Annotated in this window: 17 protein-coding genes; 16 read left to right on the forward strand and 1 reads right to left on the reverse strand. The window is 66.0% G+C overall.

Annotated features, from left to right (window positions below):
* Window positions 1–23: 23 nt before the first annotated feature.
* Complete coding sequence (locus tag VEIS_RS01185; RefSeq protein WP_011808048.1) at window positions 24–1,148, reverse strand: CaiB/BaiF CoA transferase family protein; 1,125 nt, start codon at window positions 1,146–1,148, stop codon at window positions 24–26.
* Window positions 1,149–1,356: 208 nt separating this feature from the next.
* Here VEIS_RS01185 and VEIS_RS28020 point away from each other — a divergent pair, with 208 nt between their 5' ends.
* The 16 genes from VEIS_RS28020 to VEIS_RS01260 all read left to right on the forward strand — a co-directional run bounded on the left by VEIS_RS28020 (window position 1,357) and on the right by VEIS_RS01260 (window position 18,316).
* Window positions 1,357–1,503, forward strand: coding sequence for a hypothetical protein (locus VEIS_RS28020; RefSeq protein ID WP_157048346.1), 147 nt, complete (start codon window positions 1,357–1,359; stop codon window positions 1,501–1,503).
* A gap of 421 nt (window positions 1,504–1,924) precedes the next feature.
* Entirely contained in the window at window positions 1,925–2,194 is a 270-nt protein-coding gene (locus VEIS_RS01190; RefSeq protein ID WP_011808050.1) for a Flp family type IVb pilin, read from the forward strand.
* A gap of 11 nt (window positions 2,195–2,205) precedes the next feature.
* Window positions 2,206–3,690, forward strand: a complete 1,485-nt coding sequence (locus VEIS_RS01195; protein WP_011808051.1) for a pilus assembly protein TadG-related protein — start codon at window positions 2,206–2,208, stop codon at window positions 3,688–3,690.
* On the forward strand, window positions 3,687–4,508 hold the full coding sequence (locus tag VEIS_RS01200) for a hypothetical protein (protein WP_011808052.1): 822 nt from the start codon (window positions 3,687–3,689) through the stop codon (window positions 4,506–4,508). The genes VEIS_RS01195 and VEIS_RS01200 overlap by 4 nt, the downstream gene beginning before the upstream one ends.
* Window positions 4,509–4,543: 35 nt before the next feature.
* Complete coding sequence (locus VEIS_RS01205; RefSeq protein ID WP_011808053.1) at window positions 4,544–5,320, forward strand: hypothetical protein; 777 nt, start codon at window positions 4,544–4,546, stop codon at window positions 5,318–5,320.
* Complete coding sequence (locus VEIS_RS01210) at window positions 5,317–5,502, forward strand: hypothetical protein (protein WP_011808054.1); 186 nt, start codon at window positions 5,317–5,319, stop codon at window positions 5,500–5,502. Before VEIS_RS01205 ends, VEIS_RS01210 begins: the two co-directional genes overlap by 4 nt.
* A 60-nt stretch (window positions 5,503–5,562) precedes the next feature.
* On the forward strand, window positions 5,563–6,483 hold the full coding sequence (gene cpaB, locus VEIS_RS01215) for a Flp pilus assembly protein CpaB (RefSeq protein WP_011808055.1): 921 nt from the start codon (window positions 5,563–5,565) through the stop codon (window positions 6,481–6,483).
* A 28-nt stretch (window positions 6,484–6,511) separates the two neighbouring features.
* The gene (locus VEIS_RS01220; protein ID WP_011808056.1) at window positions 6,512–8,656 is read left to right on the forward strand and encodes a pilus assembly protein N-terminal domain-containing protein; all 2,145 of its coding nucleotides are present in this window, start codon (window positions 6,512–6,514) and stop codon (window positions 8,654–8,656) included.
* 6 nt (window positions 8,657–8,662) lie between these two features.
* Window positions 8,663–10,582 carry an ATPase, T2SS/T4P/T4SS family gene (locus VEIS_RS01225; protein ID WP_011808057.1) on the forward strand — a complete coding sequence of 640 codons (1,920 nt, stop codon included), beginning with the start codon at window positions 8,663–8,665 and terminating at the stop codon, window positions 10,580–10,582.
* Entirely contained in the window at window positions 10,579–11,451 is an 873-nt protein-coding gene (locus VEIS_RS01230; protein ID WP_011808058.1) for a type II secretion system F family protein, read from the forward strand. The genes VEIS_RS01225 and VEIS_RS01230 overlap by 4 nt, the downstream gene beginning before the upstream one ends.
* A gap of 54 nt (window positions 11,452–11,505) precedes the next feature.
* Window positions 11,506–12,447, forward strand: coding sequence for a type II secretion system F family protein (locus VEIS_RS01235; RefSeq protein ID WP_011808059.1), 942 nt, complete (start codon window positions 11,506–11,508; stop codon window positions 12,445–12,447).
* Complete coding sequence (locus tag VEIS_RS01240) at window positions 12,447–12,932, forward strand: DUF192 domain-containing protein (RefSeq protein WP_011808060.1); 486 nt, start codon at window positions 12,447–12,449, stop codon at window positions 12,930–12,932. Before VEIS_RS01235 ends, VEIS_RS01240 begins: the two co-directional genes overlap by 1 nt.
* A gap of 105 nt (window positions 12,933–13,037) precedes the next feature.
* Window positions 13,038–14,219, forward strand: a complete 1,182-nt coding sequence (locus tag VEIS_RS01245) for a hypothetical protein (protein ID WP_011808061.1) — start codon at window positions 13,038–13,040, stop codon at window positions 14,217–14,219.
* Window positions 14,220–14,285: 66 nt separating this feature from the next.
* Window positions 14,286–15,554: a hypothetical protein gene (locus VEIS_RS01250; protein ID WP_011808062.1), complete on the forward strand. Its 1,269-nt coding sequence runs from the start codon at window positions 14,286–14,288 to the stop codon at window positions 15,552–15,554.
* Window positions 15,555–15,587: 33 nt separating this feature from the next.
* Complete coding sequence (locus tag VEIS_RS01255; RefSeq protein ID WP_011808063.1) at window positions 15,588–16,598, forward strand: TadE/TadG family type IV pilus assembly protein; 1,011 nt, start codon at window positions 15,588–15,590, stop codon at window positions 16,596–16,598.
* Window positions 16,589–18,316: a polymorphic toxin-type HINT domain-containing protein gene (locus tag VEIS_RS01260; RefSeq protein WP_011808064.1), complete on the forward strand. Its 1,728-nt coding sequence runs from the start codon at window positions 16,589–16,591 to the stop codon at window positions 18,314–18,316. Before VEIS_RS01255 ends, VEIS_RS01260 begins: the two co-directional genes overlap by 10 nt.
* Window position 18,317: the final 1 nt, after the last annotated feature.

An 18,317-nucleotide genomic window follows, 5' to 3' on the forward strand; every position in this document is an offset into this window, starting at 1 on the left:
CCCGATTCCGCGTGCCCCTGCCGTCAGACGGTCGAAGCCAGTTTCGGCGCATGCGCCAGTCCCGGCGCGGCCCGGAATTGCCCGGACAGCGGCACGGGCAATGCCGGCATCGGCACACCGTCGGCGCCACATACCTGATGGGCGAACAGACCCCGCTGGACGAAGTGGGGATCGTTGACCGCCTGCTCCAGCGCGACGACCCGGTTCACGCAGACATCGATACCGGCAAAGCGCGCCTGCCAATGCGCCGCGTCATGCCGGGCAATGGCCTGCGCGACCTGCTCGGCGCTGGCCGTCTCGGGCAACTCCAGCCGCCGGGTGAAATTGCGCCAGAACTTCTCCTCCAACGGCGCCACCGCCAGGTACTGGCCATCGGCGGCGCGGTACACCTGATAGCGGGGCGTCCCGCCGCTGATCAGATCGGCGCCCGGCTGCGGCCACTGCTGCGCCGCCCAGCCGGCTCCCAGCCCCCAGTACTGGAAGGTGAACAAGTTGTCGGCCATCGAAACATCGAGCATGCAACCCTGGCCTGTCTGATCCCGCTGGCGCAAGGCCAGCAAGATGTTGATGACGGCCGGGTAGGCGCCGCCGGCAATGTCCGCAATCAGCGCGGGCGGCAAGGCGGGCTGCCGGCACAGGCCCAGCAGGCCCGTGCTGGCCAGATAGTTCAGGTCATGCGCTGCTTCGAGGGCCTGCGGACCCGACTGGCCATAGCCGGTGATGGCGCAATAGATGATGCGCGGATTGATCGCCCGCACCGACTCGTAGTCCAGGCCCAGACGCGCCATCACGCCGGGCCGGAACTGCTCGATCAGCAGGTCGGACTCCCCGATCAGCGCATGCAGTTCCTGCGCCCGCGTCTTCAGATCGATCGCGATCGACTTCTTGCCCCGGTTGAGCAGCACGAAGTTGGCGCTGTCCTCGCCGGCCTTGGGCGCGTAGCCACGCATCTCGTCACCGGCCTGGGGGCGTTCGATCTTCGTCACCTCGGCCCCGGCCTCGGCCAACAGCAGCGTGCACAGCGGGCCTGGCACCAGGGAGCTAAAGTCCAGCACCCGGATGCCCGACAGCGGCTGCGCCCGCGCCCGGCCCGGGGTCGCGTTGGCAACGCTTGCGGCCTGCGGGCACGCGATGTCTTCAAACTCCATGGCGGGTCTTTCCTTTGCACAACGGCATGTGCACACATGGCCCGGTTGCGCAACATCCATGCCTGCGGAAAATGCGCCGCATCCCCGAGGCTGCGCGGCCCGAAGCCCGGCGCCGGAATCTGGTGGCTGTCCCCCGAGTGTCGCCAGCAGTGCATCCGGCAAACACACATCGATGCACCAGCGTCCTTGACAAGGACATGGTGCCGATATGCCAGCCCCGCTTTGGCGGGTGGGCTGGTCGATGGACCAGGTGGCGGGTCTGTCGACAGCAGACCTGAACGTGCCCGACCACCCCGGAATCAACCTCTGCAACGACATCGCCGCCGCTCTGGCCGAAGCGGTCGCGCGCGCCTGAAATGCCGATGCTGATACCGATATCGATATCGAGACTATCGACATCGAGATCGATCCGGAAGGCCACCGGATCGGGATCGCCGATGACGGCATGAACGGCAAGTGCGGCTTGGCCCTGGTGACGCGACACCAGGAAAACGGGCATTTCACTGCCGGATGTCGTGGGCGCACCGGCAACCCGACGGCGTTGTCGATGGGCTTGTCGATGCCTGACACGCCATGTCGGTCGCCCCCAACGCAGCCTGTCCGGCTCCGGCCCTGCCAGCCTGGGGAATACACCTACCCCCACCACCCTCCCAAGTGGCACCAACGCAGCCGATCGATACCTACAATGAAACAAGGTGTATGTAGTGTATGGTCATGCGCTTTTTCCATACACTTGCCCCGAAGCCTCCATCCGCCAACCCACAAGGATCTCTGACATGTCTCGCACCTTCTCTACGGCACGCACCGCCTGGCAACAACGCGGCCAGGGCATGACTGAATACATCATCATCGTCGCGCTGATTGGCGTGGCGGCGATTGCCGTCTACCAGTTCTTTGGCGAGACCATTCGCGCCCAGACATCCGGTATTGCCAACGAAGTGGCCGGCAAATCCGCCAAGACCGCCATCACGGCGGCAGGGGCGGCGGCGGCCAAGGCCGATGGCGAGCGCAAGACCAAGGGTCTCGACGCCTACGAGAACAAGTAAGCCGCCCTCCCATGCACTGCGTCGGCCAGCGCGGCGGGCAAATGCGAACAAGGCACGGACAACGCGGACAGGCGCTGATCTACGGCATGTTTGTCGTGATCGGCGGGCTGGCCTCACTGTTCTTTTTGTTCAACACCGGCCAGCTCTCCCAGGAAAAAACCAAGCTCGTCAACACGGCCGATGCCGTGGCTTACAGCGCCGGCGTGATGCACGCGCGGGCGCTGAACTTCATCGCCTATGGCAACCGCGCCTTGGTGGCCAACGAGGTGCTGGTGGCCCAGATGGTCAGCCTGTCATCGTGGGCGCAGTATGCGCGCACCCATGCACAGAACCTGCCGACCCAGTTCGTCGAATGCGCCGATCCGTATGGCTACGGAGAGACGCTCGGCGCCGCGTTTCACTATGGGCCAAAGTATGCGGTGATGTGCTACTTGACCGTGCAGTATGCGGGCGATTACATAGCGCAGATCGCCGAGCAGGTGCCGCCCTTGGCGCAGGCCGTGGTGACGGGGGCGGAGACCAACAAGCAGGCGATCAAACTGGCCCATGGCCTGCTCCATACCCCCGGCCATCTGCAAAGCATGCGCACTGCGGTGATGCAGGATGTGGCCCAGGCCAACTATGCCGGCGATGGCAGCGTGCGGGTGGAGCCTGCGGGCCTGGTGGGCGCCTCGGGCGCGCCCCTGACCGACGACTGGGGCGGTTTCACCCGCCACTACAGCGGCCAGGATCGCGCCCGCATCGCCGAACTGGCCGGCCTGGCCGCCCACACCGACCCATTCACGCGCGAGCGCAGATGGGATGCCACCGCAGCCTTCCCCGGGCCGGACCCTGTTTGCATAGATCTGGGGCGCAAAAGCGAGGTGCGCCGGCGTGGAGGCACCGATCTGGTCAACTACGACGAGTGGATCGCGCAAGACACCGAATCCTTTTGGCGCGCATATCAACCAAGGGGCTTCATTCCCCGCTGCAGGTACCAGGAAGAGCCCATCGCTTACGGCGAGCAGCAGGCCCATCCCGATGGGCAGGACCAAGACGATTCGGGCGCCCGATTGGGCGGCGCGCGCAGCAACGGCGGCGCAGCCAGCCAGGCTTCGTCCTCGCACTGGACGAACTACAGCGGCCTGCCCAGCTACTACGAACTGGACAGTGGGCAACTGGGCAAGGACGATCCGGCGCTGCGCATGAGCGTGCGCCTGGTTCGCGCACGCAGCGATCTGCGCACCTCCGACGGCAGCAGCCAGATACAGCGCAGCGCCGGCAGCCGCATCGACGCCTATGAAAGCCGGGTGGCCAAAGACGAAATGGCGGCGGTGGCCAGTTCCGAGGTGTACTTCGAGCGCCCGTTCGCGCAGCGCCCAAACGGCTACGGCGCCCCCCAGGGCCGCCCCCGGGAAGTAGGCAGCCTGTTCAACCCCTATTGGCAGGTGCGCCTGGTTCACTCCGGCAACGATGTGCGCAACCAGCAGCAACGCCAGGGAGCGCTGATTCAATGAACCACGCCCCCGGCAGCCGCGCGCCGCAGCACGGCCAGGCGCTGCTCGAATTCCTGGTCATCGCTGCGGCCATCCTGGGCCTGTTCCTGCTGACGCCGGTGGTCGCCAAGTACCAGGACATTGCCCATGCGACGCATATGGCCAGCCGTTATGCGGCATTCGACGCGACGGTGCACAACGATGCCAGCGGCGCCTTCAAGCCGGAAGGGCAACTGGCCGGCGAAGTGCGCAAGCGCTACTTCGGCAACCCCGATGCGCCCATCGAGAGCGCCGCCGTGGACGATGCGGCCGGCGCCGCACAGACCCGGCGCAACCCGTTCTGGAGCACACCCCACGGCGCGCCGCTGATCCGCAGCCTCGCCGATGTCTCGGTCACCTTCGGCGCAGGCCAGGCGTCCTCGCACCACCAGGCTTTCAGCAGCAGCAGCGACGGCAAGCCCTTCAGCCAGGCGCCCCTGGTCAACCACGCCACGCTCGGCCTGCAGGCCCGGGGCATCTACCGCGCCAACATCTCCGTGCCCCTGGTCGACCTGCCCGAAGGCCTGCAGAGCTACACGCCCTTCGACGAGATCGATCTGCGCATCACACGCCACACCAGCGTGCTCATCGATCCATGGGCCGCGCGCTCGGTGCAGCAGAACATGGAGCGCTTTGGCAAGCTGGCGCCGCTCAACAGCGTCTTCTCCTCGATGGAAACGCTGCTGGACGTCGCCATCCCGGCCTTCGAGCTATTTGGCGAAGTTCCGGCCCCCCGATTCGGGCACCTGCAGCCATGGCAGGACGCCGTGCCCGCAGACCGGCTCAAGCCCGAGTACTGAACCAGCGCGCCGGCACCTTCGAGACCCCTTGGACCATGCAACACTGCCCGCCTGCACCACGCCCGCCACGCCCGCCGCGCCTGCGCGGCACCCGCGCCAGCCTGTGCCTGGCCCTGGCATTGACCCTGGGCGCAGCGGCCAGCGCGCAAGCCCCCTGGCCCGAGGTGGCCTTGCCTGCGCAGGCCCGGAGCTACGGCATCGGCCAGCAACTGGACATGAACGGCCTGCCGATGCGCCTGACGGGCTTTGCCACCGAGACCGGGCCGGAGCAAACCACCGCGTGGTTTCGCCGCACGCTGGGCCAACCCTTGGTGGAAAACCGCCTGGGCCAGCAGCGCATCCTGGGCCGCGCCGACGGCGAGCACTACATCACCGTGCAGGTCGAGCCTGGCGCCGATGGCACGGGCAGCCGGGGCATGGTTGCGCTCACGCAGTTGCGCGGCGTCTTGCAACAGCAGGAAACGATCGCCCGCTGGCGCCGCCTGCTGCCCGCCGGCACCGACATCACCAGCCACCTGCGCACATGGGACAACGGCAAACTGGACAACCATCTGGTGGCCTTGAACCGGCACAGCGAGCAACTCAATGCACAGCGGCTCACCGCAGCCTTGAGCGAGCAGGGCTATGAGATCGAGCGCGAATTCAGCCCCGACGCCGACACCGCAGCCCGCTTGCCCGCAGCGCTGGCAGGGGGCGTGATCCTGCTCTTTCGCGGCCCGGGCAAACAGGCCATGGCCACCATCACGCGCGACGCGCAAGGCCAAACCAGCATCGTGCTGCTGACCAGCGTGCAGATGGAGTCGGTGCGATGACTCGGGTTCGTCGCCTTCGGCAGTGCGGCCAATCCTCGGTGGAGTACGGCGTGGTCTGCGCGGCCCTGGCCTTCGCGCTGGGCGTGGGCATGGTCGATGACGGCAGTGTGCTGCACGAGTTGCTGCAGGCCCTGCGCTCGGCCTATCAAAAATTCAGCTTCGCCATCTCGCTGCCCCTCTGAGCGCTCATCTGAACGGTCATCTGAAGCGGCCATTGGCACCACTTGCGCACCTCCTGCCCGATGAAACTCCCACTGTCCCGACTCGCCACCCTGCGGCCCGGCAAGACCTGGCTGGCCCTGGGGGCGGCCTTGCTGATCGGCCTGGCTGCCGCCTTCAGCGTGCGCGGCTACCTGAGCCGCCAGGTGGCGGCGATCGAGGCCCGCTCGAAGAAGGAAACCATCGCCTTGCTGGTGGCCAAGCGCGAGCTCAAAAAGGGCGATCTGCTGGCCACCGGCAATGTGGCGGTGCGCGAGATTCCGCTGGACTACGCGCACTCGAACGCCATCGCGCCCGAGCATTTCGAGCGCATCGAGGGCCAGGGCATCGAACACGGCCTGAAGGCGGGCGAGATGCTGCTGTGGAGCCTGATGCAGACCAGGAAGGCGGCGACCTTCTCCGCGCGCATCGAGATCGGGCGCCGCGCCATCACCGTGCATGTCGATGAGATCAACTCCATCTCCGGTCTGCTGGAGCCAGGCGACGCCATCGACCTGATGGTCACCCTCGATCGGGGCGGCAAGAAGATCACCTTCCCGCTGCTGCAGAACGTGCAGGTCATGGCCACCGGGCAGCGCTCGGCAGACGACCCCAAGAGCGGCGAGCGGCGGCAGTACTCCACGGTCACGCTGGACACCACCCAGGCGCAGGCGCAAAGCGTGATCGTCGCGCGCGAGGCCGGCAAGATCACCGCCTTGCTGCGCAATCCGCAAGACACGCAGGTGCAAGCGGGCGACAGCGCTGCCATCGCGGCGCTGCTGGGCCAGGCCGGCGATGCGCAGTCCCTGGCCGACGGGGCTGCGGGGCGCGCGGTGCCCGTGCTCTACGGCGGCCGGCATATCGACTTCAAGCCCGAGGAGTTGACGCTCGGCCAGGCCGCGCAGCGCAGCAACGACAAACCGGCGCCGCGCACCGCGCCGCCCCCGGCGGGCAGCGCCCGATGAGCGCAATTTCTTCCTGACCCTTCCGTTCATGTCCATCCGCCCGCCCGCTCGCCCGTTCCTGCGCTGCCGCCCCTTTTTCCGGGCCGCCGCAGCGGGCCGCGCACTGCGCCGGGGTCTGCTCCTGGCCTGCTGCGCGGCCTGGCCCGCCAGCGCCCAGACGCCGCCTGAAACGGCCGATCTGTCGCGCGGCGGTTTTGCGCCGCAACTGCAGGCCAGGAAACCGGCGCCGACGCCGAGCCAGCCCTACCTGCCCATCCGCAAGCAAGACGACCAGGCCCAGGTGCCCGAGATCGAGATGTTCGTCGGCGAGTCGCGCGTCTTTCCCAGTCCCGGGGTGGCGCGCATCGCCGTGGGCAACGGCAAGGTGCTGACCGCCGCCGCGCTCGACGAGCGCGAGGTCATCGTCTTTGCCAACGAGGTGGGCACCTCCTCGCTGTTCGTGTGGAACGAGGATGGCCGCTACCAGCGCGTCAAGATCAATGTCGTGCCGGGCGACACCAGCCGCTATGCGCGCGAGATCGCCGCTTTCCTGAGCACCATCGCCAACACCAAGGCCTCGATCATCGGCGACAAGGTCATCGTCGAAGGCGACAACCTCAGCGACATCGACCTCAGGAAGATCGAGGATCTGAGAAAGCATTACCCGCAGATCGTCAACTTCACCAACCAGATCGGCTGGGAACAGATGGTGCTGATGGATGTCAAGGTGGTCGAGTTTCCGGTCAACGAACTGCGCGAGCTCGGTCTGCGCTGGGCGGCCAAAGGCGGCGCCAGCATCGGCGGCATCTGGTCGCCGATCCGCCGCGTGCACCAGGACGGGCTGCGCATCGATGTCGAAAGCCCGCCAATCACCGCCGCCGATGGCGACCTCATCCCGCTGCCCAAGGGCCTGAACATACTCAGCGCGCTCAACATGGGCCTGGGCGCCAAGCTCGACTTGCTGGCCAGCCAGGGCAAGGCCAGCATCCTGGCGCAGCCGCAACTGTCGGCGCGCAATGGCGCCAAAGCCGAGTTCCTGGCTGGCGGCGAGTACCCCTATGTCGCATCGAGCATCAACGGGCCGACCGTCATGTTCAAGCCCTACGGCATCAGACTCAAGATCACGCCGCGCGTGGATCGCAATGGGGTCATCCGCGCCGAGATCGACAGCGAAGTCAGCAACATCGACCCCTCCATCTCGACCGCTGCCGGGCCTGCGCTGAGCGTGCGGCGCACCTTCACCGAGTTCAACGTGCAAAACGGCGAGACCATGGTGCTGTCCGGGCTGATGTCGCGCAAGACCAGCCAGAACATCGACAAAGTTCCGTTCCTTGGCGACCTGCCGGTGCTGGGCGCCCTGTTTCGCTCCAAGCGCTTTCAAAACGACGAGACCGAACTGGTGGTGTTCGTCACCCCGACGGTGATCAACAGCCAGTCGCCCGGACTGGTGCAGCGCATCGAGCGCATCACCGACGACCTGCGCCAGCGCTACGGCCCCGCGCCCTGGCTCGACCAGCCCGGCCCCGCCCCCGCGCATCTGCCACGGCTGGCGCCAGCCCCGCTGGCCAGTGCCGACGCCAGCATCGCCAGCGCCCCGATGCCTGCCGCCGCCGCCATCGTGCGCCCCGAACGACTGGCCACGGTGCCGGCCCGGCGCAACCCGCTGGAACCACCGCCGATCGACCACTGGCGCGTGGTGCATGACGGCCTGGTGCTGCACGCCGGGCCTGATGCCGGCAGCCAGGCCCTGCTGCAACTGGGCCAGGGCAGCTTCGTGCGGGCCGCGCCCGACCGGCCCCCGATGTCCGATGCGCACCAAGGCTGGCGCGCCGTCGCCGTCGGCGCATTGCAAGGCTGGGTGCGCGACGCCAGCCTGCGCCCGGTGGCACATGCGCCAGACGCCAGCGCGCCGCCCGACGGCCCGCATGCCCAACAGGCCCGGCAGGGCCAGGAAATCGCCGCGCACCACACCGGCGGCAAGCACGCCCATCCCGCGCCCGGCAGCTACCGCGTCGCACTCGGCGCGCTGGCCCTGCGGGTCGCGCCCGACATCAACGCCCCGGTTCTGCAACGCCTGGCGCAGGGCAGCCTGCTCGAAGTCCTGCCCCAGGCCCCCCAAGCCCAGTTCTCGGCGGTGCAGGTCGATGGCCGGCGCGGCTGGGTCGAGACCCAGTGGCTGTTCCCCGCCTTCTGAAAGCCCATGATCCATCTGGAACTCACCCACCCTGACGGCCAGCGCCAGCAGATGCAGGTGCCTGGCATATGCTCCATCGGCAAGGGCACGCAGTGCGAGTTGCGGCTTGCCGGCTGGCGCATCGCCAAGGAGCATGCGCGCTTGCTCAAAAGCCCGGCGGGCGTGCTGCTCGACGCTGGCGACAGCTTTGCCGGCGTGCAGGTCAATGGCCGGCGCATCGAGACCCAGTGCGGCCCATTGCAGGCCAGCGACATCATCGGCATCGGCCCCTTTCGGCTGCGCGTGCTCGACCCGCAAGCGCCGCCCGGCGACGAATGCGCGCCGGCGCCCGCAGTGCGCGACAGCGCCGAACCCGATGCCCCACGGCCCGGTGCCGGGCCAAAGACCCACCCGCCCGGTGCCGGGCCAAAAACCCCTTGGCCCACCCCTTGGCCCGGTGCCGCGCCAACCATCCCCCGGCCCGGCGCGCCGGCGATGGCGCCGCCGCAGGGCGCGGCCACTGCCGCCATGCCAGCGCCAGCCACACCTGCGCGCGCAGCCACGGACGCAGCACCGCCGCCCGCCGCCGAACGACTGGCCGCGCGCGCGGACGCGCCGATGCGCGCCCTCGAATTCGAGTGGCGCAAGCGCCTGCACGCCAAGCTCATCGAGGCCATGGATCTGCGCCGCCATGATGTCTCGCGCATGTCCGACGAGCACCTGCGCGCCGAGGCCGACCGTCTGATCGTCAAGATCATGCAGGACATGGCGGCCGACATTCCGGCCGCGCTCGAGCACGGCGCGCTGCGCAAGCAGATCCTCGACGAGGCCGTGGGCCTGGGGCCGCTGGAGGAGTTGCTCGCCGACGACTCGGTCACCGAAGTCATGGTCAACCGCTTCGACGAGATCTACATCGAACGCGCCGGACGGCTGCAAAAGCACGCGCTGAGCTTCACCAGCGACCAGGCCGTCATGGGAGTGATCGAGCGCATCGTCGCGCCGCTGGGCCGGCGCATCGACGAGTCCTCGCCGATGGTCGATGCGCGGCTCAAGGACGGATCGCGCGTGAACGCCATCATTGCACCGCTGGCGCTCAAAGGCTCGACCCTGACCATCCGCAAGTTCGCCAAGCGCAAACTCGACGCCGGCGACCTGGTGCAGTTCGGCTCGCTCAGCCCGGCCATGGCCGACTTCCTGCGCATCTGCGTGCAGGCGCGCAAGAACATCATCGTCTGCGGCGGCACAGGCTCGGGCAAGACCACGCTGCTCAATATCCTGTCGAACTTCATCCCGCCGGGCGAGCGCGTGATCACCGTCGAGGATGCGGCCGAGCTGCGGCTCAACCACGAGCACTTGATCAGCCTCGAATCGCGCCCGGCCAACGTCGAAGGCAAAGGCGGCGTTGCCATCCGCGAACTGGTGCGCAACACCTTGCGCATGCGGCCCGACCGCATCGTGGTCGGCGAATGCCGGGGCGCCGAGGCGCTGGACATGCTCCAGGCCATGAACACCGGCCACGAAGGCTCGCTGACCACGCTGCATGCCAACAGCCCGCGCGACGGGCTGGCGCGCCTGGAAACCATGGTGCTGATGGCCGGCATGGAACTGCCGCTGGCGGCCATCCGCGAGCAGATCGCCAGCGCGGTGGACATCCTCGTGCAGCAAACCCGGTTTTCTTGCGGCACGCGCATGGTCACGCACATCACCGAAATCAGCGGCATGGAAAGCGGCAAGATCCAGTTGCAAGACCTGTTTGGCTTCGTCAACCGGGGCTACGCCATGCAAGCCGACGGCCTGAGCAAAGTGCAAGGGCACTTCAGCGGCTGCGACACGGTGCCCCATTTCTATGACGAACTGCGCGCCAGCGGCGCCCGGCTCGACCTGGACATCTTTCGCCCCGCCCCCGACAGCGGCAGCGGCGGCAACGCGGCTGGACAGCGGCCATGAACAGCCTCGCGCCGAACGACCCCTTGCTTGCCGCGATCATCGCCGTCGTGGTCTTGTCGGTCGCGCTGCTGGCGTGGCTGCTGATCGACATCGGCAGCGCCACGCTGGAGCGCTACCGCGCCAGCTTCACCGAGCGCGCGGGTTTCCAGGCCGCCGAGTTCTTCCTGTTCATCGATGCGCGCAAACTGTTCCTGGCCAACCTGGCGGTCATGGCGCTCGGCGGCTTGCTGGTGTGGCTCATCAGCGGCAGTGAACTGCTGGCCCTGCCGGCTTTCTTTGCGCTCGGGCTGCTGCCGCGCCTGCTCTATCGGCAGATGCGCAAGCGCAGGCTGCGCAAGTTCGAGGAACAACTGCCCGACGCGCTGATGATGCTCAGCGGCGGCCTGCGCGCAGGCCTCGGCCTGAGCAGCGCCATGGCGCAACTGGTGGCCGAATCGGGCCCGCCGCTGAGCCAGGAGTTCTCGCTGATGCTGCGCGAGCAGCGCCTGGGCGTGACGCTGGAGCAGGCGCTGAGCAACCTGAACCACCGCATGCCCACGCAGACCACCGTGCTCATCACCTCGGCCATGCGCATTGCCAACGAAACCGGCGGCGGCCTGGCCGAAACCCTGGAACGCACCTCCGCCACGATCCGCAGCCGGCTACGGATGCAGGCCAAGATCGGCGCCCTGACGGCCCAGGGAAAGCTGCAAGCCTGGGTGGTCGGCGCCCTGCCCATCGCGCTCATGCTCATCTTGAACGAGATGGAGCCGCAGGCCATGTCCATGCTCTGGCACACCCGCGTCGGCTGGGCCACGCTGGCCGTGATCGCCCTCTTCGAGTTCCTGGGCGTGTACGTGATCCGCAAGATCATCGCCATCGACGTCTAGCGCACCGTCCCGCAAACGACTGCACACACAACCAATAACCAATGGAGGTCTCCGATGGAGTCGAACACCCTGATCCTGACCCTCATCGCCACGGCCGCCGGGCTGAGCGCCGCGCTGCTGGCCTGGCTGATCGGCCACTCGATGGCCAGCGTCCGGCCCGAAGACCGCAGCTACAAAGACCCGCCGCCCCTGGCCATGCGCCTGCTCTGGTGGCCCATCCAATGGATCGGCCAGCACCTGGGCCCGCGCCTTGGCACGGGCAAATCCGTCCGGACCCTGCAACTCAAGCTGCGCCAGGCGGGGCTGGACTACACCCTCGACCCCGCGCAGTTCATCGCCAGCCGCATCGTCAGCGCCTTCGTCGCGACAGCGCTGCTCTGGTGGGCCGTCTCCAGCTTCGACGGCCTGCCCATCGGTGCCGGCGGCGTCGACGCCGCGCGCCGTTACATCGCCACCGGCACCTATCTGCAGGCCATGGCCATCGGCGCGCTGCTGGGCTGGTTCTACCCGGCGATCTGGCTCAAGGACCGCATCGCACTGCGCCGGCGCGAGTTGCTGCGCATGATGCCGTTCTTCCTGGACATCATCACGCTGTGCGTCGAGGCCGGACTGAACATGCACGGCGCGATCGCCCAGGCCGTGGCCAAAGGCCCCCAGGGGACGGTGCGCGAAGAGTTTCAGCGCGTGCTGCGCGACGTGCGCGCCGGCAAGGCGCGCACCGAATCCCTGCGCGACATGGCCGAGCGCCTGAACGAGCCGGGCGTGACCCAGTTCGTCATGGCCGTGATCCAGGCCGAACGCATGGGCATGAACCTCGGGCCAGTGCTGCGGGCGCAGGCCGACCAGCAGCGCAGCGAGCGCTTCCTGCGCGCCGAAAAGCTGGCCATGGAGGCGCCGGTCAAGATGCTCCTGCCGCTGATCGCCTTCATCTTTCCCTGCACCTTCATCGTGCTGCTGTTTCCGATCGCGATGAAATTCATCAATACGGGGTTGTGATGGGCCGCCAGCCAACGCCCCCACGGCCCCTGCCGCCCCTGCTGCCCCGGCTGCGCATTCGCCAGGCCCAAGGCTTCTGGGCCCGCTTCATCGGCCTGATGGGCCGCCCCGACCCGCGCGCCGCTGCGGCCCGTGATGCCGGCAACGCCGCCCGCACCGGCGGCGCCAGCGCCTTGCTGATTGCGCATTGCACCAGCGTGCACACCTGCTTCATGCGCTATGCGCTGGACATCATCTACCTCGACGCCCAGGGCCGCATCACGCGCCAGGCGCTGGCACTGGCGCCCTGGCGTTGCAGCCGTGCCGGCCCGGGCGCAGCCCATGTGCTGGAGCTGCCCGCCGGCGCCATCACGGGCCTGCAACCGGGCATGCAGTTGCAACCCTGGCCCATCGATGCCGCCACGGCGAACGCCCGGTTCGTCCGGGTGGCAGACCCTCGAGGGGCCGCATCTGCGCCGCCTGCCGCCCCCATCGCCACCACATGAAAGGAGACACCCCGACGACGCCATCCCCCATCCCCCAACGACCTGCCTTGCAGTGCCGGCCCCGGACGGCAGCAACGCTTTTTCCCATTTCTCGATTCAACCAACATGCAACATCGACTCTCGCATTTGCGCCTGGCCATGGCCCACCGCCGCTGCGCACCCCTGTTTTCCTGGTTCCCGGCCTGCTTGTTTGGCCTGACCCTTGCCGCCTGCGGCGGTGGTGGGGGCGGCGGCGCTGACATATCTGGCGCCGACGGCGGCGCTGCCGGCGCTGGCGGCGCTGGCGGCACCACCAGCGCCGGCACCTTCATTGCTGCGGCCGGCCCACTGTGCGCCAAGCGCGCGGCCAACAACCACTGCGTTCAGCCCACCTCGTCCTCCACCACACCATTCGCGCTGATGAAGGCCATCACCGACCCGAACGGTCAAGTCATCGACTTCGACAGCATGGGCTCCACAATGAACTACGCCGTCACTTTCAAAGGCACTCCGCCCGGTCCCGAATACACCTACACGTCCTATGGCATGGCGCGGCGCAACATCCAGGCTGGGCGCAATACCTTCACCGTGGATGACCGGTACTACGGAAATGCCCGGGCCTTCCCCGCCGCAGGAGAAATCAAGTACCGTCATGCGCGCGACGACGCCACCGTTACCTTCAACGTCGGCCGGCAGAAAGATCAAAACGACGAAAACCTCTCGTCCCTGACCCTTTCGGAGGACCAGGCCAGCGGCGGCGGGGGTCGCGCTTGGTCTTCCGCACTCAGACTGCTGACCGACCAGACCGACGCCCCCCCAACCCCGACAATCACCTATGTCGGCCGCGTCCTGCCATCGGCAGGATCGGCGGCGCTGCTCGATGAGCACACCAGGGACTTTCTGATCACAGGCGTCACCTACGAGGCCGTGCTGAACACGGTCACGGGCACGCTCACCGGGGTCAGCATCGACTACACCGAATCCAAGAGCCAGAGGCACACGCGCCTGGAACTGCCCGAACTGAGGTTCCAGAACTCGCAGCTCGACAGCGCCTCACGCCAACAGCGTATCCACGCCCGCATGGAAGGCCCCGGGCAGGACGATCGCGGGGACGAACCGCAGCCTGACACCGCCCGCACCCGGCATGAATTCACCACCGATGGCCTGGAAGGCGAGATCACCGGTAGGCAGGCCGAGATCATCGAGCTCGTCGGAGGCGGCCCCAAGGGCATTCTGCACGTGGCGCTGGTGCGCAAGGACCTGACAGAGGACGACTTTGTCATCGACATCCCGAGGCCAAAACCCTGAACCCTGAACCGGTGCTGGCGCTCGCGGGCCGCCAGCGCCAAGCTGATCTGGTCGAGCAGATTCACGATGAACCACGCAAGCACCCCGGCATCCGTCGCGCCACGCCAGCGCGGCAGCGCCATGGTCGAGGCCCGGTTGTCCAAGGCAGCCATCGCATGGATGGCGGCCTTCATCGCTCGTCAAAACACAGTCGATCGACTCTTTGAAGCAGCGCGTGCCCGGATAAACATCATGAAATCAACAGCCACGACAGCCATTTTCATCCTCGCCGCAGGTCTTGGATCTGCAAGTGCCAAATTGAACATCGAAAACATCAGCCCCCAGCAAACGGATCGGCCCTACTCGCAAATCATCCTGAAAGACAAAAAGCCCTATTGGCTTTCTGCCGGACAAACCGATGTGGCCGGTGCGCAGGGAGATTTTCTTGTGCTACAGGAAATGGACTGCCGCGCCAATGGAAAAGCAAAAAATATCAACATGCCAGCCGACTACATGGCTTTGGCACCACTTGCCGAATTCATGTGGCAAAAAGCCTTGGTGATCGGAGTGAACTTTTCAGGTGAATGGAGCCTGACCCCATTGCACGACGACCTGTCAGGCACCCAACAGTCTCTGCCCTTGAGCAATGTGGGAGCCATTTGGGCCAGCACCTCGTCCAAGGCCGGGTACTTCATCGCAGGAACCAGTGCGAACAAGCAACCGATGCTCATGTATTTCAGCGGCGATCTCAAAAGCAAGAAGGCGTTGGGTCAGGCCAACGACCATCATGGCGAGGTATCGAGCGTATTCGAAAGCCGAGGCCGTGTTTTTGCACTGTTCAACCGCTATCCCGGCGCCAAAGACACGGGCACATCCCCCGGCGCAGAGCTGCGCGAGTATTCCGCTACCGGTGCTCCTGTTTCACGCACGCCGCTGAATGGCACGGCGGCAACAGGAACGGCACTGAAAGATGGCGGCATCGCCATCAGCTACTGGATAGGCAAGCAACTATTCATGGAAAAGCGTGCCGCCCACCTCGCCACCCTGTGGACCGCCCAACTGCACCAACGCAGCGGGATTGCTTCGATGAAAGGCCATCTGCTCGAAGCCGGCAGCGATATTGCCTGGATCGGGGCCAACGACAACCAATTACTGGTGCACCGGGTAACGCAAGACGGTGCATCAGTTCAAACCTCGGTCGACACGCAGAGCAAGATGGGCATTCCAACCCCCCGCATTTACTCCGCGAGTTCATCGGGCAATGACATCAGTATTCGCGGCACGGCAGGACGGTCGACGAGCCCCCGGCCCGGGCAAGTCACCAGGTTTTGCTTTACGGAAAAGCCTGACTCCTGAATCCACGGGTAACCCGCCTGCGCCCAATCCGCCATGAATCGCCCAAGCACCCCGGCATCCGTCGCGCCACGCCAGCGCGGCAGCGCCATGGTCGAGTTCGTCGTGGTCGGCCCGATCATCACCTTGTTCGGGCTGGCCATCTTGCAGTACGGCCTGCTGTTCTTCTCCAGGAACCAGATCAATCACGCCAGTTTCATGGCCGCCCGAGCGGGCACCATGGCCCATGCCAAACTCTCGGACATCCGCGAAACCTACCTGCGCGCCATGGTGCCGCTGTATGGCGGGGGCCGCAACAGCGACGAACTGAGCCAGGCCAAGGCCAAAGCCGTCGCCGACCTCGATGGCAATCTGCGCATCGACCTGCTCAACCCCACGAGCGCGAGCTTCGACGACTGGAGCGCGCCCTACCTGCAGAAAAAATACAATGCCCGCGCGATCCCCAACGCCGGTCTGGCATACCGCGACAAGAACGACATCGGCGGCCAATCGGGCCAAAGCGTGCAAGACGCCAACCTGCTCAAGCTGAAGGTGACCCACGGCTACGAGCTCAAGGTGCCGCTGGTCAACACCATCTACAAGCACTACCTGCAATGGCTGGACGACGGGCACGACCCGTTGCACACCGAACTCATCAAACGCGGCCGCTTGCCGATCGTCACCCATGTCACGCTGCACATGCAAAGCGACGCCATCGAGGGCCAGACCACATCGTTGAACCAGGGCCATGGAGACAATGACAGCCCCTGGGGTCAGGGTGGTTCTGGCGGCTCTGGCTCTGGCTCTGGCTCTGGTGCTGGTGCTGGTGCTGGTGGTTCCGGCTCTGGTGGCTCTGGTGGCTCTGGCGGTCCGGACGATTCAGACGACGCAGACAGTCTGTCCAGCCGCAAACCCCCGCCCGACTGCCGCACCATCGGTTGCACGCTGCTCGACCCATCAGACGCGAAAGAACCGGAGCCAGATGACGGCGCAGGAAACGGCGCAGGAAACGGCGCCGGTGGCAGCGCCGGCCAGGGCGGCGCAGATGGAGGCAGCCAATGCTTTTGAGGCATACGGCGCCGCGCAGCCTGCGCACCGCGTTGTGGCGGGTGCTGGTCTTGGTGCTGGCCCTGGCGCAACTGCACCCGGCACTGGCGCAGCTACCCACGGGCACCCCGCAGACCAGCACCCCGGCCGCCCCGCCGAGCAGCGCCATCACCTGGAAAACCTGCAACCCCCCGCCCATGTGCTTTCGCAGCAAACAGGCGCGCCAGCAATGGGCCAAGGACAACCAATGCCAATTCCTGGAGGATGTCTGCGAGGGCACGCCCGCGAAGCCGGACAACCAAGGCGCCAAGCAAGAAGACAAGGGCTTTTGGGGCGCGCTGTGGGACGACGTCAAAGGCGCCCTGGTCTACGGCTACGAATTCGTCAAGGGCCTGATGCATGGCCTCAAAGACCAGGTCACCGACCTGTGGCAGATGCTCACCAATCCCGCCGAGGTGATCAGCGGCCTGGTCGAACTGGGCAAAGCCTTCTTCAACGACCCCGATGGCACCCTGAAGATGCTCGCCGGACTGCTCGGCCAGGAGGCGATAGACACCATCAAGCGGGCCACCCAGTGCGGCGCCTACGACCTGGGCAAGGTGATTGGCAAAAACGTCAATCCCGGCGCCATGTTCAAGCTGGCCGTCAATCTGAGCAAATACGGCGGCAAACTGGCCGATGCGGTCAAGGGCACCCGGCGCGAGTTCGGCTGCGCCAGCTTTGCCGCCGACACCTTGGTGCACACGCCCCGGGGCATGGTGCCGATCGAGCAGATCCGCGCCGGCCAGCAGGTGCAGTCGCGCCACGACCGCCTGTTTGCCGACGCCCCGCAAACCGTCACCAAGACCTTTGCGCGCACGGCGCCCAGCTACCGGCGGCTAAGCACCGAGTTCGATCAATTCAAACTCACCGACGAGCACCCGCTGTGGGTGCAGGGCAAGGGCTGGACGCAGGCCCGGCACATCACCGACGACGACGTGATCGCCGGCGCACAGGGGGATGTGCGGGTGCTTGGCAACGAGCCTGTGCAGCAACCCCTGCCGGTATACAACTTCAGCGTCGCAAAAACCGCCAATTACTTCGTCGGCACCGGTGCGATATGGGCGCACAACGCGAATTGCGACGCAGCGGTTCACATCAAGCCATGGAAAGACTGCACGCCCCTGGAAAAGGGATTCAGGGGCGAGGTGATCACTTTCATGGACATGATCAAGGCAGGCGCCGAACCTTTGGGCAGAACATTGGGCCTGAATCCAAAGGGTCGATCTCCGGTCCAGGCATTCAAGGCGTGGCATGGACGGACCGGAATCGATGGCATCTACAAAGTCAGAAGCAAAGTCAGGGATAAGCATGGGAATGTGGTCAAGGACAAGGATGGCAAAGACGTTGAAGAGGTCACCTATGTCATCATCGAATCCAAGGCAACGGGCGGTATGAAAAATGGGATACTGGATGATATTGTCGCGAAATTGACGAAGAACAAAAACGACGAACGTCAGATGAGCGAGGCATGGATCGAAAGAAATTTAGAAAATATGGGATTGAGTGCCGCAGATAAAGACGCCATCATCAATAATCTGGGAAAACCTGGAAAAGTGAAGAGAATATACGCTCAGACCGATGCCGAAGGAACGACATACCACGAGATCAGAGGAATTGACAAAGCCGGCAACCCCGACCCATTCGAGGCGCGGGTTAGCAATGTAGCATTCGACCCACAATCACTGAAAGGAACATGAA

Source organism: Verminephrobacter eiseniae EF01-2, from assembly GCF_000015565.1.
Lineage (GTDB): Bacteria > Pseudomonadota > Gammaproteobacteria > Burkholderiales > Burkholderiaceae_C > Acidovorax > Acidovorax eiseniae.

Coding starts and splice junctions, on each gene's coding strand:
- VEIS_RS01185 (WP_011808048.1), bottom strand. CDS start 1,148: ATGGAGTTTGAAGACATCGCGTGCCCGCAGGCCGCAAGCGTTGCCAAC.
- VEIS_RS28020 (WP_157048346.1), top strand. CDS start 1,357: ATGCCAGCCCCGCTTTGGCGGGTGGGCTGGTCGATGGACCAGGTGGCG.
- VEIS_RS01190 (WP_011808050.1), top strand. CDS start 1,925: ATGTCTCGCACCTTCTCTACGGCACGCACCGCCTGGCAACAACGCGGC.
- VEIS_RS01195 (WP_011808051.1), top strand. CDS start 2,206: ATGCACTGCGTCGGCCAGCGCGGCGGGCAAATGCGAACAAGGCACGGA.
- VEIS_RS01200 (WP_011808052.1), top strand. CDS start 3,687: ATGAACCACGCCCCCGGCAGCCGCGCGCCGCAGCACGGCCAGGCGCTG.
- VEIS_RS01205 (WP_011808053.1), top strand. CDS start 4,544: ATGCAACACTGCCCGCCTGCACCACGCCCGCCACGCCCGCCGCGCCTG.
- VEIS_RS01210 (WP_011808054.1), top strand. CDS start 5,317: ATGACTCGGGTTCGTCGCCTTCGGCAGTGCGGCCAATCCTCGGTGGAG.
- cpaB (WP_011808055.1), top strand. CDS start 5,563: ATGAAACTCCCACTGTCCCGACTCGCCACCCTGCGGCCCGGCAAGACC.
- VEIS_RS01220 (WP_011808056.1), top strand. CDS start 6,512: ATGTCCATCCGCCCGCCCGCTCGCCCGTTCCTGCGCTGCCGCCCCTTT.
- VEIS_RS01225 (WP_011808057.1), top strand. CDS start 8,663: ATGATCCATCTGGAACTCACCCACCCTGACGGCCAGCGCCAGCAGATG.
- VEIS_RS01230 (WP_011808058.1), top strand. CDS start 10,579: ATGAACAGCCTCGCGCCGAACGACCCCTTGCTTGCCGCGATCATCGCC.
- VEIS_RS01235 (WP_011808059.1), top strand. CDS start 11,506: ATGGAGTCGAACACCCTGATCCTGACCCTCATCGCCACGGCCGCCGGG.
- VEIS_RS01240 (WP_011808060.1), top strand. CDS start 12,447: ATGGGCCGCCAGCCAACGCCCCCACGGCCCCTGCCGCCCCTGCTGCCC.
- VEIS_RS01245 (WP_011808061.1), top strand. CDS start 13,038: ATGCAACATCGACTCTCGCATTTGCGCCTGGCCATGGCCCACCGCCGC.
- VEIS_RS01250 (WP_011808062.1), top strand. CDS start 14,286: ATGAACCACGCAAGCACCCCGGCATCCGTCGCGCCACGCCAGCGCGGC.
- VEIS_RS01255 (WP_011808063.1), top strand. CDS start 15,588: ATGAATCGCCCAAGCACCCCGGCATCCGTCGCGCCACGCCAGCGCGGC.
- VEIS_RS01260 (WP_011808064.1), top strand. CDS start 16,589: ATGCTTTTGAGGCATACGGCGCCGCGCAGCCTGCGCACCGCGTTGTGG.